Genomic DNA, 13,487 nt, shown 5'->3' with positions numbered 1-13,487 from the left:
CCAGCTAAGATCGCTGCGAGGTGAATGTGGGTTCGGATCGTAAGTTGTCTGCTGATTCCCGGATTAGACGCCAGGCAAGGAAGGAATCAGCAGACAAAAAACGAGCGCTGTCGCTTCCTCTCTCCACATTCATCTCTCCGCTAATCGCTGGAGGCAAACCTCAAAACATCTTCGCATCCCCTTTTATGGGGGCGTGGGTGGGGGCCAGAGTCGCAAGTATGCGAAGCTCTGGCCTTTTTTTGTTCGTCGGTGCTGCGAGGTGAATGTGGGTTCGGCATGCATGATGCGGTAAGGTAGAGCTGATCATCGTATGGCATCTGTTGTCTCTCATCTATGAACCGGAGATTTTGCTTGGTCCGCTCTATACGCTGCAGGGCGGATACGAGCTCTTGATGGATGGCACACTGTTTCTTCCGCACGGACTGGATCTTTGTTGGGCTATTGCGCCTGGGACTTATGGGATTTATTACGGACAGAATCGTAGGACTTATTGGACGAAAACTTCTCTCCCGGTACGGGGTTGTCAGCTCCAGCGCTCTGCGATAGGTAACGGTGTAAAAAAGCTTCCCGGCACTATTTACGCCGAGAAGCTTTATTTTGTATAGAGAAGATCTCTGTTCAGCTCTATTTAACTACAGATTCGGATCTTGCTCCAGATTGTTATTTTGGGATGAAGGCTGCTTCTCAAACACATGAGCTGCTTCTTCAGCAGAAAATTCAGTGTCATCCTCTCCAGGTACCGGCAGCTTGTTCAGCTTCGTGGAGTTGACCTCGGCTTTTGTAGCTTGGTTCTTTGATTTGCTCATCAGTAACACACCTCCTCCCGTCATCAGCATCAACAAGTATTTTTTCAAGTGGACCTGAATTTTATACCTGTTCATGCATTTGAAGGGAGGTTACCTTCAGGAATTAAACTGCTCAATCATCTGCTGCAGCTGATGACGGAAGTTGTTCTCTCCCGAACGTTCGACGGTGATGAGTGCTTCCTTGTCCTTGTCCAGCTGTGTGTCGTAGATGCTCCAGAAGTAGTTGTTCGTATGGAGGAGAAGCAGGATCTTCTCGGCAGCCGGCAGTTCTTCCTCTGAGTAATTCATGATGCTTAGATTGTCCAGACTCCTACCGGATGCTTGAAATTCAGAGCACCAGGACCGGATCACTTCATGCTGCGAATCTTGAATCGCCCATTCCTTCAGCAAGCGCTCTACTTGCTCTTCCGAAGGATTCTCGATCAGTTGATTCCAGCCTGATTCAGGCAACTGGAAGCTTGTAGCATTTTCCGATGGAAACTTGCGATTCTGTCCCACATAAAGGCGATATATCTCTTCTTCCCATTCACTCGGTTCTGTCCAGGTAAAGAGGTGGATACGCTGATCAATCGACAGATGATAGAGGTACGGATCACCGGATTCCGTTCCTTTATGAATGGTCAGTACTTTCTCCTGTCCATCCCAATCCGTGTATCCGCGCAGCATGCTCCGGCTCTTTGCAAAATGAACAAGCATATCCAGGAGCTCAGGTACAAATTCAATTTCATTTTCTTCCATACGAGTGATAAGGCCTTTGGATAGAAGGCTGTGTGATGCTGCTCTCAGCACAAGCTCCCATTCGTTCTCTTTAAGTTCACCATACATCGGTTTCATTAGGCCGGCTGCGACGTCATCTGCGCCCAAGGAAGCGAGTGCGAAACCAAATTCTTCGATTGATAACGTAATTAATGGTTTGTCCATAAGATCTCCTTCTGAATATATGGATTGAATTTAGGTGGTTGGTTGATTCTTAATTTAAGGGTTTAGCACAGGATTGCTGCTGTGGAGTAATAAAATATTTCAAAAGGACTAGGTGCAAAACAGCAAATTTTCGATTATAAGTAATCACTGTCATGATAATGCTGCCTCCATAATATATAGGACAGTTTTTAATGGGTTCAAACTTTTGGAGTGGTACATTATTTCTTGTGTTTGTTAAGATTCCAGGCGGAGCGCAGCTCTTTTAGTACCTCTATGTCCTTGTCTTTCAACAGACTGTAAGTATAAATTCTCTGTTCGGACTGATCGTTCAGTACAAGAAGAAAGTGAGAGGGTACAGGGAGCAAAAATTTATTCATTTTCCCCTCGATGCTCTCAAGCTTCTTGATCCGATTCCAAGGAATGGTGTGATTATCGTTTAACACAATGCCTTCATGATTATAGGAAAATAAACTATTACTGCCGATTGTCCTGACTGCGCTCCAGTAGAAATGAGGGCCCATAAACCAAAAACTAAGGAAAGCACCAGAAGCATAATAGATTCTAAAGAGGGTGCTATGCCTTCCATTAACTACTTCCCAGGTAAGAAATAAGCCTACAATAATAAATAAGAAGCAGATAAGAGTGTTGCGGATAGCGGTTTTGCGTTCAAAGGTTACTGAAGTCATGGTAGTATACTGCCTCCAAAAGGTTATTTGCTTAGTCCGTTTACTCACTTCATTCCTTATTTCACAGCTTAAGCAAGATGTCCCACGGAATTGAACCGATTGTATCTTCCATTGGCGCGAATTGAAGATTATTTCATGTGTTTATTTCGATTCCAGTTGAAACGAAGCTCTTTAAGCACATTAGCTTCCTTGCTTCTAAGCAGATTATGGGTAATTATTTTAATTTCACCATGTATAGCATAGCTGTCTTGCGGGAATAAGTTATTTTCGTCATCGATGTCTTCCCAAACATCATTTAAACAGTCCGCTGACCCACTTGATTCCTTTCTCGGCAGCCTGTGCAAGATGTCCCCCCGCAACCGAACCGATTGTGCCTCCAATATATGCGCCTACTGCAGCGCCAGCAGGTCCAAGTACGGATCCGGCTGCTCCGCCGAGCACTGCACCTGCCCCAGCTGCAGCAGATTTAATTACGACATTGGAAGCAGATACGGCGATATCCGTACCGGTAAGAGTTCCTGCTTTAATTTTTGCAGCGGTTTTAATCCCTTCATCCACGACATTCAGTCCAACGTTAATCGGGAACAGTCTCTTTCCTATCATTTTAGGAATTGCGGATATCTTCATGCCGTACTGCCCTTTTTGTACCCCGGCTACGACATTGCGAGTCCACTGAGGGAAGCTGCTCGCTTTACTGAAGCCGAGCCCAAGCTTACCCATTTTCAAGGTTCCCGCCAGCTTGTCGAAGCCTTTAAGTCCCTTCATGACAATACCGGGATTTCGGAACTGCTTATCCATTCGGCGTGCCAGGTTGTTCAGAAATGCATTAGAGCTCTTGCCATTTACCCACTTGGCGTTATGGACGACCGCCCGGGTAGGGTTCTTTGAGCTGCGCTTAAAATCTACCGTCTTGGTCAGCACAAGAGTGCTTGCCAGTATACTGTACATGCCGGTTCCTGCGAGCGCCAAGTTCCCGCGAATTCCGTTGGCTGTATTCCATGTTTCCGTTCCTTGATCAAATAGGCTGGATAGGGTTTCCTTTGCTTTTTGCCCTTGCGAACTACCATCCGTATGTATTCCGTTGCCTGCTGTCTGATCTGTTTCAGCAAATTTAACAGCAATGGAGCGAAGTTCTGTTCCAATGGATGCAACAGAAGTTGTAAAACTCTCCATTTGTCCACGAGCGACCTGAAATTCTTGAAAAAAACGTTCTTGTGTAATGCCAGCCCATCTGCTCTGCAAAGACAGAATCTGTCCGTTCAGGTTAGAGATCATACTGCTAGTGAGCGTAGAAGCTTGAGCAAATTGCTGTGATATTTCCTGGATCCGTTCAGGAGGGACAACAATTCTAGTCACCTTGTTCACCTCGTTCGTATAGTTGGTTCTTACTTATATGGAAGCTTAGAAGTCTTTAACTTGGTATATATACCCATTAATTGTAATGTCAGAAACGTTTAATTGGCAACGAAAGTCGGATAAAACAGGACTTTTGTAAGAAGCCCGTGACAAGGAACTGCAACCAAAGTCCATCTTTTTGCATTATGAACAAAAAGCCGAACAGGCTGAAAATCTACCCGTCGGCTTAATTGTTAAATCGTGTATTCATCCTACATCATTATGCGTATGTTCCTTGGAGGTCGTGCCGGATTCCAGGGCGTGATCGTACAGCTCCCTGTAGTAGCCGCCATGCCGCATAAGCTCTGGATGGGTGCCAGACTCGACAATAGAGCCATCCTTCATAACCAGAATACGGTCTGCATGCATCACGGTGGACAGCCGGTGCGCGATGACAATCGTCGTTCTTCCTTCGGAGACGGATTCGAGTGCAGACTGGACCAGCTGCTCGGTATGAGAGTCGAGATTCGCTGTCGCTTCATCGAGTATAAGGATGCGAGGCTTGAATACAACGATTCTGGCGAAGGAGATCAGCTGTCTTTCTCCGGCAGACAGTCCGCTTCCTCGCTCTGACAAATGCGTATCATAGCCCTCTGGTAATCTTGAGATCATCAGATCTGCACCTACATAGCTGCACGCCTTGATCACTTCTTCCCGGCTGATCTCCTCACGGAACATCCGCACATTGTCAATGATCGATCCCGAGAAGAGGAAGGGCTCCTGTTGAATGAGACCGACAATCCGGTGGAGGGTCTGCTGTGGCAGCCTCCGGATATCGATATCATCGATTTGAATGCTGCCCTCCGTTACATCGTAGAAACGGTTTAACAGAGAGATGACGGTGCTCTTGCCCGCACCGGTTGTTCCTACGACACCAATCATTTCTCCAGGTGGTATCGTAAGATTCAATTGATGGATGATCGGCTGGTCAGCTAAATATCCAAAGGATACATGGTTGAATGAGATCTTGCCCCTCACTTGTTCCGGTGTCAGGCTTACTGTATCGTCATCCTTCGGATCTGGAATTTCCGGCTCTGTACTGAGAATGCTCCATATCCGTTCCATAGATACGGTCGTGGACTGGAACGTATTCCATTGCATCGTGATTTGGTTAATCGGCTGAAAAAACTGACGGATATAGCTGATAAAGGCATACAGCACCCCGACTTCAATAGATTTGCCGAGCACAGCCTGCCCGCCCAGCCAAACCATTAATACAAGAGCGATGTTGCCCAGTATATCAAATGTCCGGTTAAAGATGACGTTGGAGCGAACTTGGCGGATATTGGCCGAGTAGTAGTTCGCATTCTGTTCATTAAACTGCTTCAGCTGCTCCTTCTCCTGATGAAATGCTTGAATCAGGAACATCCCAGACAGGTTCTCTGCGATAAAGGCGACAAGTCTGGACAGCCGGGTTCTCGCTTGCTGATACGTCTCCTTCAAATAATTGCGGAACAGGACGGCAACGATAGCGATGACCGGAAGTACAGCCAAGGAGTAGGCGGCAAGTGTAACATCCAGCTGGAACATAAAAAAGATAATCATAATGAGCATCATGCCGTCACGAATCAGACTAAGCAGTACCTGTGTGAAGAATTGGCTGATGGTCTCGGTATCACTGGATACATTCGTCACCAGGCTTCCGCTGTGTCTGCGGTCAAAGAAGGACATTGACATTCTTGTGATATGCTTGAACAAATCTTTGCGCAGCGAGGCGACAATGCTCTGTCCGGTGAATTGGAGCAGATTGTTCTGTATATACGTGAAGATGAAGCTGATAATGGACAGAACCAAGTATAGTACGGCAATGTATACGAGAAAACGAAGCTCGGTATTTCCGATCGCGAGATGTTCATCAATGGCGATCTTGATCAGGTAAGGCTGAGAGAGCTCGGCGGCGATGCCGAGCAGTGAACAGAAGAAGATGAGTACAAACTTCATACGGTGCGGCCGGCCATAGCTCAATATTTCACGGAATGCACTCCGATTCGGTTTAGATGCCATGATTTAACCCCTCCTCCTGAATGCGGGCAAGTGAGGCATATTGTCCGCTCAGCGACATGAGCTGCCGATGGCTGCCTTGCTCCACAATTCGTCCTTCCTCCAGAACAATGATGAGATCGGCATGCTTAACTGCGCTGATCCGGTGAGAAATGATGAGCGTGGATTTATTTTTCCGTTCCTTCTTCAAGCTGTTCAATATGCCTGTTTCCGTTACGGCATCGACAGCACTCATACTATCATCCAGAATCAGCAAGGGCGCCTTCTTCATCAGACCTCTCGCAAGACTCGTGCGCTGACGTTGTCCTCCGGATAAGGTGACTCCGCGTTCTCCGAGAGGGGTATCAAATCGTTTCGGAAACCGAATGATATTATCAAAGATCATCGCCTGCTTCGCCGGCCCTTCTACTTCAGTCTGGGATGCGCTGCGGTCGCTGAAGGCAATGTTATCCCGAATGGTCGTGCTGAACAGGAAGCCATCTTGTGGAACGTAAGACAATTTGGAACGAAGACTCTCAAGCTTTAATTGCCTGATATCGAGACCGCTAATAAAAATGGTGTTTGCAGGCGGCTCATAGACGCGCAGCAGTAGTTTGACAAGTGTACTCTTGCCACTGCCTGTTCGGCCCACAATGCCGATGGTTTTGCCAGCCGGAAGGACGAGATTGATATTATGCAGCGCGTGTTCCTTACTTCCAGGATATTTGAAGGATAAGTCCTTAATCGTTATATCTTCGACCTTGCTTAGCGGAAAGGCATCCGGCACTTCTCTGACATCCGGGATTTCAGCCAGCAGATTGTTCACCCGGTCGAGCGATGCGCTGGACCGCTGCATCATATTGATCACATTTCCGATCTGCTGAAGGGGGCCCATAATCATGCGCAGATACAGGGTTAGAGCCACAAAGCTTCCCAAACTGATTGTATTCTGGATCGTCATGTAACCGCCGATAACAATAGAGGTGACTAGAGAAACAGCGCCGAGCAGTGGCAGAAGGGCTTGAAACAAGGAGGACAGTCTTACGAGCCGCAGCTGCTTATCTCGAATCGCATCGACAAATGCACCGAATCGGGTCTGCTGCGTCTCTTCTATGGCAAAGGTCTTGGTTACCCGAATCCCGCCCAGCTGCTCTTCAGCGGATTCGGTCATGGATGCAAGCGCTTCCTGGACATGCTTGGATCTTTCGCGGATCCGTGGTCCGAAGTAGACGACGAGAACAGGAATGGCAAGCAGCGGACCGATGCTGATCGCAATCAACGTTAGCGGAATACCGTCAATCATCATCATAACGATACAGGACAGGAGCAGAAAGACCGCGTTCGTTGTTTGGTTAATCCCATTCGAGATCGCTTCACGTACAGAGGTTACATCGTTCATCACATAGCTGAGCAGCTTACCTGTACCTTGCTTGGCAAAATATTTCTCGCTCAGCTCTGAGAATTTGCCGAACAGCTTCTCGCGAGTGACGTACTCGAATCTGCGTCCGAGCCGCATAATCATAAATTGGCCCAAGCCAAACAGCGCATTATAAGACACGGCTATGAGGAGTAGCTGCAGGCTGTAGTAAATAATCTTTTCCATGGTAAGCGTTTGAAGCTGCAGTTCATCTGTGAAATTACCAACGACACGGGGAAGCAGAGCCTGATCAATATTTGAGATGATGATCAGCAGGATGGCAGCGAGGTAGGAAGGCCAGTGAGAACCGACATAATGGCGAAGCATACTTCGATCTTGCATAGGGTAGGTCATCTCCTTGGCTATTATTTTCGTCAAACACGGCAAGAAAAGGGCAGATGCCTTTTTATAAAAAAAGCATGCATGCCCCTTACCTACATAAACGTTCTGTTCGCATTCATAAACCGAAGCAATTTCACAATTCATTAAAACAGACAATTTAATCAAACCGGTGAACAATATACATTTATTCTTATGCATAACACGTTCGTTGTCAAACCATGAAATATGCAAATTTCAGTGGAAATAATTTGTGAGAGGGATGGAGAGACTTCAAATTAAGGTTAATTAAGGATATGGAGCAAAGAAGCAGGGGGAAGTGAAACATTTTCGAGCCGGGGCTCGTTTAGAGTGTAAATAGAGATGGAAAATATAAATTGATTACTGATGGAGGCTGATTACAAATGAAGCGTAGAACAATCAAAGCATCCGTAGCTGCAATGAGTATCGCGATGGCATTGGGTGGAGCATCCGCTTATGCCTTTGATGATGTCAGCTCGAAGGAGCAGTTAAGTCTGTTAGATTCACTTCGAAGCAAAGGGATTGTGAGTGGGGTAACGAGCCAGTTGTTTCATCCAGACCAGCGATTAACTGAGGCTCAAGGTATTCAAATGATTGTAAATGCTTATGATCTGGATGATCAAGCGAATGAAGAAGCGAATGCTGAAGCAGCAAGCTGGTATGATGGAGCAGTGTCTGCCGCCACAGCACACGGCTTGTCCATTCCTGAACAATTTGATGCCAATAACAGCTTGACGAGAGAAGTCTTTGCCCAGCTGCTGTATGAAGGCCTGAATACGACAGGAACATATCCTACAATTCTCAGGTACAACTTCATTGCCGACGGTGACAAGATCAACAAGAACTATGAGAGCTCTATTCAAACCTTGCTGAATATGAATATCGTTAGCCTGAACGAGAAGGATGAATTCAGACCTGATGAGGAGCTGACCCGAATGGAGGCTGCGGAAATGGTATTTAACGCACTCGAAGTTGTGGATCGTTATGGTAACGGCGGGGGTTCTGCGGAACAACCAGGAACAGATATTCCGGGGAGCGGGCAGCAAGCCTATGTACCTGAAGTGACTTCCCAAACCGTCGATGAGAAGACGATTAAGGTTAAGCTCAGCATGGAGCTGCCAAATCCGGGCTATGGACTTGAGATCAAGAAGGTAGAGCTTGGGAAGGACGGCAAAGCGATTATTAAGTATCAGATCATCCAGCCAGACCCGGACAAGATGTATCCTCAGGTCATTACGGAGCGTACAGCGGAAACGAATATCCCATCCGGATATACTCCGCTCGTCGAACCTTTTTCATAAGAATGGTTCCTGAATAGAGAGGAAGCCGCGGATTTTATTCCGGGCTTCTTTTTTTGTTAGGATATTATAGACAAAACTATCCCCTTCGTTGAGGGATCAAGAGAAATGCATCCATTCAATATTCTAATTCGTATACATGTTGTAAAATTCAAGAGAAACAAAAAGAAGGAGAACGACATCATAATGAAGATGGAACATGCCGATGAACTCAAGAACCAGCTGGCTGACATAGAGAAATGGGAGAAGGAGCAGAAGGATATCTTTTTCTGGGAGAAGCTGGGCCGTCTGCCCTTTGTCATGCTGGATAAGATGACACCGAAGATTATTCGCGACAAGCTGGGAGACGTCTTGAATGAAATGGGTACTTTTATTCAGAATGGCGGCAAATTTCTAGTTAACAAAAAAACGGTGCTTCGCCGGATCGATAAAATACTGCAAGGGGAAGGACAGGAAAGTTCAGCTAAGGAAGTGAAGAAAGGCAGCGTGAAGACGCTGTTCAAGCAGCTGAGTACGGCCGCTTCAAGCGTCACTGCAAGTGTAACAGGCAAAGGCAGGCAGCAGCAGGTCGCTGACAATGATGAAGCCAATTCCATTTCGCTTGAACAGGTGTCACATCTCCCTGTCCTGGTGATGGACCAGGTAGCAGATGACATGATCTCGGAGCGCGTAAAGTTTGCAGCAGCAAGCGGCGCAGCCACCGGAGTAGGCGGATTTATTACAATGGCTGCGGACATGACGTTGGTTCTCGGAAATTCACTCAAGACACTCCAAGAGATCGCCATCTGTTACGGCTACGATCCAAATGATCCCATGGAGCGAGTATTTGTACTCAAATGTCTTCAGTTCGCTTCAGCCGATATCGTCGGAAAGAAAGCGATCTTGACAGAGCTGGCGACCTTCGACGAGGAGCACACGAATGCCGAGGTCATATCCCAGATCCAGGGCTGGCGCGAGGTGGTCAATACGTATCGGGACAGTCTTGGCTGGAAGCAGCTGTTTCAGATGATTCCAATTGCAGGGATTGTATTTGGCTCCATCAGCAACAAGGGAACGCTGTCCGATGTTTCCGAAGCAGGGAAGATGCTGTACAAGAAGCGCCGCTTGCTTCAACGATTGGCAGAGCTTGAGTAGAGCATAGCGCTCAGTCTTAGAGAAACCTTGCATAAGCAGTAGATAAGTGCATACGCCATGTGAACCAAGCAAGATGTTAGTCGTATCGCTGCTCGATGATTAACACAACTTATTTTTCTGTAAATGTCAGGCAAGCTTGGCTCCGAGCCTGTAGATTCGATGGAGCCACTGCTGCCTCTTATCATCAGTCGATGTTTTAACCGGACCAATCTCGGTAATTTTGCGGGTCTTGATCCCGCAATAACCGAAGATGCCTTGTGTGACAACGCGATGACCTGCCCTTCCATTTACAAGCCGGTAATACAAGGATGGAGTATCCATCGTGACAATAAGATGGGCTGTCTTGCCCGTAAGAAGCTTATCCCAGAGAAGACTATTCGGACGCTGCAGATAGGCATAACGGGGTAGAAGTATCCGATCAAAGAAACCTTTGAGCAGTGCTGGCATGCTGCCCCACCACAGGGGGTAGATCAGGACAATGTGATCTGATTGCTTGATAACTTCCTGGGCATACAGCAGGTCAGGTTCAAGCTCGGTGCGTTGTCTGTATCCGTATTTCAGGTTGAGGTTAAAGCTCAGCTTGCCGAGCTCAAGCAAGTGAACGGTCGCCCCTTGCTCCATGGCTCCCTTCATATAGGCTTGAGCGAGTGCGGTGCAGTAGCTGTCACCGTCGGGATGGCCCAGTATAATTGTAATTACGGGTGATTGAGATTTATTCATATTATTGAGTTCCTCCTAATGTCACATGAATGATAAATATTCTTTGATTCTCATCATATAGGAAAAACGGGTTTATTCTTATGATCGATAACGCAGAATTCATGTTCTGTTCTGTATATTTGGGAGGTGGAGGAGATCGTCGATTACGGCATATCGATTACGATGCTATATACCATGATCAAGACCGTTTCTTTATCCGGTTATGATGTGGACACTTTTTTCCGGGACAATGGTCTGGACCCAAAACTGCTCCAGGAGCCGGAAGCACGTATTGGAGCGGAGCAGCATGTGAAGCTGGCAGGTGCAGCGGCAGAACTGCTGGAGGATGAGTATTTTGGACTTCATCAGGGTCCTCAAATGGAGATGGCGGATCTGGGAGTGCTGGGGTATACGATGTTGCACTCAGGGACCATTGCGGAATGTATTAAGGCCTATCAAAGATATTATGCGACCGTCTGCAGCGGATATAATATACGGCTCTCTCGACAGGATTCAGAGGCTGAACTCATCTTATCGCTGGAAGAGCTGTCCTATCCACCATCAAGACATTGTGTAGACGATATGGTAAGCTCGCTTGTTCATATTATGACCCGGCTTAGCGGCAGAGCCATCAAATTCAGTAAGATAACGCTCATGCATTCGGCACCGGACAGTGGAGAGGAATATAGGAAAGTGTTAGGTGTACAGCCAGAGTTTAATAAGGACCATACGAGTCTTTACTTTCCTCAGGAAGTACTAGAATATCCGGTAATTTATGCCGATGCCAGGCTTGCCGGATGGTTTGAAGAGCGGGCTTCGGATGTACTTCTTAAGCTGAAGGCCGGCCGTCACTTTACGGATGAGCTCACCAGATGGATCATGGAGCAGCTGCGAGTCAGGCTCCCGGGCATATCGGATGCTGCAGCGCATTATCATATGAGCACGAGAACGCTTCAGGCCAAGCTCCAGCAGGAGAATACGACATACACACGGCTAGTGAATGATATTCGTAAGGAGCTTGCACTTAGGTATCTTAAGGAACCAGGACAGTCGATTGCTGACATTGCTTATTTGCTTCATTTTTCGGAGGATAGTGCTTTTCAGCATGCTTTCAAAAAGTGGACAGGGCTCGCTCCAGGACAATATCGCACAAGTAGTGTAAAGTGACTTGCTGATGCAACTTTTGATATTACTCTGCGTAATAAGGGTATTACTAACTAGTTAGACTCTTGATTGCAGGAGGCACATCGAGTGATGAATCGTAATGGAGCAGGATATCTCTATATTCCAATAGGTCTCGTTGTCATCTTTTTTATAGTAACGGCAGAAATCCCTTCACCATTCATAGTCATAGGCATTATTTTTATCATTGTACATCTACTAATTTCTATACTGGTAAAGAAGCAGAATTCAAGCAGGAAATAGCACATATAAAATAGACTCAGCTATAAAGAACAGCGCCCGGAGATTATCCTGAGCGCTGTTCTTTATTATTATGAAGGGAAATAATGAGACTTCTACTTCCTTAGGATGCCGTATGATCCGTCCAGGATGCGAGACGTTTGTCGGTTGGCAATAGGAAGGTGAGCACACCCAGCAGCGGCATAAAGCTGCAGACGAACATAACCGTGTTAATTCCTGCTGCGTCGATCCAGTTGCCAAGGACCAGTGATCCGAGTCCCCCGAGTCCAAAGGCAAGACCCGTGATCATACCGGATACGGTTCCGATCTTGCCGGGCACGAGCATTTGGGCATAGACGACGGTGACGGAGAAGCTGGAGAGCATGATAAATCCGATGATGGTCAGCAGTACTCCCGTCCAGAACAGATTCGCATAAGGCAGAATCAATGCAAGCGGAGAGGCCAGCGCCATAGAAGCGAGAATGACATTACGCTTACCGAAACGGTCTGCCAGTGGTCCGCCCAAGAAGGTACCCACCGCACCTGCCCCCAGGAACAGGAAGATAAAAATTTGTGCATCTTCGGTCGACAGAGCAAAGGCATCCTTCAGGAAGAAGGCATAATAGCTGCCGATGGATGAAATATACCAGGACCGTACAAATACGAGCAGAACCAGCACGACAAAGGCGTAGATAACCTTGTTCTTCACTGCCGGATTCATGATGCCGGCAGCTGCCTTTTTCTTGGCGTAGCCTGCGCTTCGAAGTGTCCTTCCGTACCATCCCGCGATGTAGATCTGAACGGCAATTCCGACCGCTGCCAGAGCGGCGAAGCCAAGGGAGCCCATGAGACCAAAAGGAATGAATACCCAACGGGTCAGAAGCGGTGCAAGCGACTGGCCGGCGTTGCCTCCAACCTGAAAGATGGATTGAGCCAAACCGCGGCGATTGCCTGCCGCCATATGGGACACCTTGGAGCCTTCGGGATGGAAGGCAGCGGAGCCTAGCCCGACCATGATAACTGCAAGCAGGATCGCCAGATAACTATCGGCAAAGGCGAGAAAGATCATGCCTGAGCAGGTAAAAGCCATGCCGATCGGAAGTAGTGCCGGCGTTGGCCTCTTATCCGAGAAATAACCTACCACGGGCTGCATGATCGAAGCGGTAATGTTCAGGGCGAACGCAATCCACCCCATCTGACTGTAGCTGATCCCCATGTTATCCTGCAATACCGGGAAGATGGCGGGGATGACGGATTGTACCGAATCATTAAGCAGATGCACAAGGCCAATTGCAATCAGAATGGGGAAAATCGTAGCCTGCGGATCACTGCCGGGTCGCGGCAGCACCCGCGTGCCTGACCCGCTTTTTGTTAACGAGTTGAGTGACAT

The 13,487-nt window shown here is 47.4% G+C and carries 13 protein-coding genes and 1 pseudogene; 6 read left to right on the top strand and 8 right to left on the bottom strand.

Features of this window, described 5'->3' with window-relative positions:
• The first annotated feature begins 26 nt into the window (after positions 1-26).
• Complete coding sequence (locus ACFQ3J_RS14130) at positions 27-263, top strand: hypothetical protein (RefSeq protein ID WP_251582245.1); 237 nt, start codon at positions 27-29, stop codon at positions 261-263.
• 130 nt (positions 264-393) lie between these two features.
• Positions 394-546: pseudogene (locus tag ACFQ3J_RS14125) on the top strand (ABC transporter permease); the annotation flags it as partial.
• Between the two features lie 86 nt (positions 547-632).
• Here ACFQ3J_RS14125 and ACFQ3J_RS14120 read toward each other — a convergent pair.
• The 6 genes from ACFQ3J_RS14120 to ACFQ3J_RS14095 all read right to left on the bottom strand — a co-directional run bounded on the left by ACFQ3J_RS14120 (position 633) and on the right by ACFQ3J_RS14095 (position 7,547).
• Positions 633-806 (bottom strand): hypothetical protein, encoded by a 174-nt coding sequence (locus tag ACFQ3J_RS14120; RefSeq protein ID WP_251582243.1) that lies wholly within the window; start codon positions 804-806, stop codon positions 633-635.
• Between the two features lie 96 nt (positions 807-902).
• Positions 903-1,727 (bottom strand): hypothetical protein, encoded by an 825-nt coding sequence (locus ACFQ3J_RS14115; RefSeq protein WP_091153617.1) that lies wholly within the window; start codon positions 1,725-1,727, stop codon positions 903-905.
• 218 nt (positions 1,728-1,945) lie between these two features.
• Positions 1,946-2,413 (bottom strand): hypothetical protein, encoded by a 468-nt coding sequence (locus ACFQ3J_RS14110; RefSeq protein WP_251582239.1) that lies wholly within the window; start codon positions 2,411-2,413, stop codon positions 1,946-1,948.
• 291 nt (positions 2,414-2,704) lie between these two features.
• Positions 2,705-3,769: a WXG100 family type VII secretion target gene (locus ACFQ3J_RS14105; protein WP_091153622.1), complete on the bottom strand. Its 1,065-nt coding sequence runs from the start codon at positions 3,767-3,769 to the stop codon at positions 2,705-2,707.
• 246 nt (positions 3,770-4,015) lie between these two features.
• Positions 4,016-5,812 carry an ABC transporter ATP-binding protein gene (locus tag ACFQ3J_RS14100; RefSeq protein WP_251582237.1) on the bottom strand — a complete coding sequence of 599 codons (1,797 nt, stop codon included), beginning with the start codon at positions 5,810-5,812 and terminating at the stop codon, positions 4,016-4,018.
• The gene (locus ACFQ3J_RS14095) at positions 5,802-7,547 is read right to left on the bottom strand and encodes an ABC transporter ATP-binding protein (protein ID WP_091153627.1); all 1,746 of its coding nucleotides are present in this window, start codon (positions 7,545-7,547) and stop codon (positions 5,802-5,804) included. The genes ACFQ3J_RS14100 and ACFQ3J_RS14095 overlap by 11 nt, the downstream gene beginning before the upstream one ends.
• Before the next feature lie 401 nt (positions 7,548-7,948).
• Here ACFQ3J_RS14095 and ACFQ3J_RS14090 point away from each other — a divergent pair, with 401 nt between their 5' ends.
• Complete coding sequence (locus tag ACFQ3J_RS14090) at positions 7,949-8,866, top strand: S-layer homology domain-containing protein (RefSeq protein ID WP_251582235.1); 918 nt, start codon at positions 7,949-7,951, stop codon at positions 8,864-8,866.
• 189 nt (positions 8,867-9,055) lie between these two features.
• Positions 9,056-9,997: an EcsC family protein gene (locus ACFQ3J_RS14085; RefSeq protein ID WP_251582752.1), complete on the top strand. Its 942-nt coding sequence runs from the start codon at positions 9,056-9,058 to the stop codon at positions 9,995-9,997.
• A 126-nt stretch (positions 9,998-10,123) separates the two neighbouring features.
• Here the strand turns inward: ACFQ3J_RS14085 and ACFQ3J_RS14080 are convergent, their stop codons facing one another.
• Complete coding sequence (locus ACFQ3J_RS14080) at positions 10,124-10,717, bottom strand: NAD(P)H-dependent oxidoreductase (RefSeq protein ID WP_251582234.1); 594 nt, start codon at positions 10,715-10,717, stop codon at positions 10,124-10,126.
• Between the two features lie 126 nt (positions 10,718-10,843).
• Between ACFQ3J_RS14080 and ACFQ3J_RS14075 the strand changes: the two genes are divergently transcribed.
• A complete protein-coding gene (locus tag ACFQ3J_RS14075) occupies positions 10,844-11,863 on the top strand; it encodes an AraC family transcriptional regulator (protein WP_251582233.1) in 1,020 nt (339 codons plus the stop codon).
• Positions 11,864-11,947: 84 nt separating this feature from the next.
• Positions 11,948-12,121, top strand: coding sequence for a hypothetical protein (locus ACFQ3J_RS14070; protein ID WP_170862329.1), 174 nt, complete (start codon positions 11,948-11,950; stop codon positions 12,119-12,121).
• 100 nt (positions 12,122-12,221) lie between these two features.
• Here the strand turns inward: ACFQ3J_RS14070 and ACFQ3J_RS14065 are convergent, their stop codons facing one another.
• On the bottom strand, positions 12,222-13,487 hold the full coding sequence (locus ACFQ3J_RS14065; RefSeq protein WP_251582232.1) for an MFS transporter: 1,266 nt from the start codon (positions 13,485-13,487) through the stop codon (positions 12,222-12,224).

The organism is Paenibacillus provencensis (assembly GCF_042678545.1).
GTDB classification, from domain to species: Bacteria; Bacillota; Bacilli; order Paenibacillales; family Paenibacillaceae; genus Paenibacillus; species Paenibacillus provencensis.
This window is presented reverse-complemented; position numbering and strand designations above follow the sequence as displayed.

What these genes read in the sequence shown, in the direction of transcription:
- ACFQ3J_RS14120 (WP_251582243.1), bottom strand. Translation starts at nt 806, where the DNA reads ATGAGCAAATCAAAGAACCAAGCTACAAAAGCCGAGGTCAACTCCACG.
- ACFQ3J_RS14115 (WP_091153617.1), bottom strand. Translation starts at nt 1,727, where the DNA reads ATGGACAAACCATTAATTACGTTATCAATCGAAGAATTTGGTTTCGCA.
- ACFQ3J_RS14110 (WP_251582239.1), bottom strand. Translation starts at nt 2,413, where the DNA reads ATGACTTCAGTAACCTTTGAACGCAAAACCGCTATCCGCAACACTCTT.
- ACFQ3J_RS14100 (WP_251582237.1), bottom strand. Translation starts at nt 5,812, where the DNA reads ATGGCATCTAAACCGAATCGGAGTGCATTCCGTGAAATATTGAGCTAT.
- ACFQ3J_RS14095 (WP_091153627.1), bottom strand. Translation starts at nt 7,547, where the DNA reads ATGCAAGATCGAAGTATGCTTCGCCATTATGTCGGTTCTCACTGGCCT.
- ACFQ3J_RS14090 (WP_251582235.1), top strand. Translation starts at nt 7,949, where the DNA reads ATGAAGCGTAGAACAATCAAAGCATCCGTAGCTGCAATGAGTATCGCG.
- ACFQ3J_RS14085 (WP_251582752.1), top strand. Translation starts at nt 9,056, where the DNA reads ATGGAACATGCCGATGAACTCAAGAACCAGCTGGCTGACATAGAGAAA.
- ACFQ3J_RS14080 (WP_251582234.1), bottom strand. Translation starts at nt 10,717, where the DNA reads ATGAATAAATCTCAATCACCCGTAATTACAATTATACTGGGCCATCCC.
- ACFQ3J_RS14065 (WP_251582232.1), bottom strand. Translation starts at nt 13,487, where the DNA reads ATGTCACTCAACTCGTTAACAAAAAGCGGGTCAGGCACGCGGGTGCTG.